The organism is Shigella sp. SIG6, from assembly GCF_053555815.1.
The window spans coordinates 1-611 of record NZ_JBQZXC010000305.1 but is presented as its reverse complement, the minus strand read 5'-3'; the positions used below and the strand labels follow the sequence as shown (position 1 = coordinate 611).

The 611-nt window shown below is 50.7% G+C and carries 1 protein-coding gene; it reads right to left on the bottom strand.

Annotation, left to right across the window (positions count from 1 at the left end):
* The coding region (locus ACUU1M_RS20510; protein ID WP_171714019.1) for an IS66 family transposase zinc-finger binding domain-containing protein at positions 1-572 on the bottom strand (572 nt) is incomplete at its 3' end.
* Positions 573-611 lie beyond the last annotated feature (39 nt).

The following is a 611-nucleotide window of genomic DNA, read 5'->3' as shown; positions in this document are numbered from 1 at the left end:
GGAAGTGGTGCCTGAACGATGACATCACACCGGCTACAGGCCAGTTTGGGACGTATGGTTTCGATAACTTTAAAGGCGGTATTAATGATATCCAGTTGCTCTGAGATTGTTTCCCCCATTTCTTTCAGAACACCTCCACAGGCCGGGCAACTGGTTTCAGCAGGCAGAAGGCGATGTGTCTCCCGGGGAAGTTCTGCCGGCAGCGGTTTTCGTGAAGATTTTCGTCCCGGGAATTCAGGCTTACTGGCGATCGGGTTTTCTGACGGGGGACTGGTGTCAGGTGAATCTGTGACTGACGATGCATCTTCCAGAAGATTTCTGGCTGTGTTCAGCCGGTTTTCCAGTTCCGACAGTCGTTTTTCTGCCTGTCGGATCTGATTTTCAAGCTTATGACGCTTTTTCTCTGAACTCTGGCCGAACAACATACGACGCAACCTGTCGAGTTGCGCTTTCAGCCGTTCAATTTCCTGCTCATAGCCCGCGACCTGACAGGCATACTGTCGAAGCCGACTCTGTTGCTTACGCAACATGGCTTTAAGCAGCTCAATATCATCGGGGAGTTCATTGTTCATTCCCTTGTTTTATCACGGGTTATATCCGGATGCCAGGCC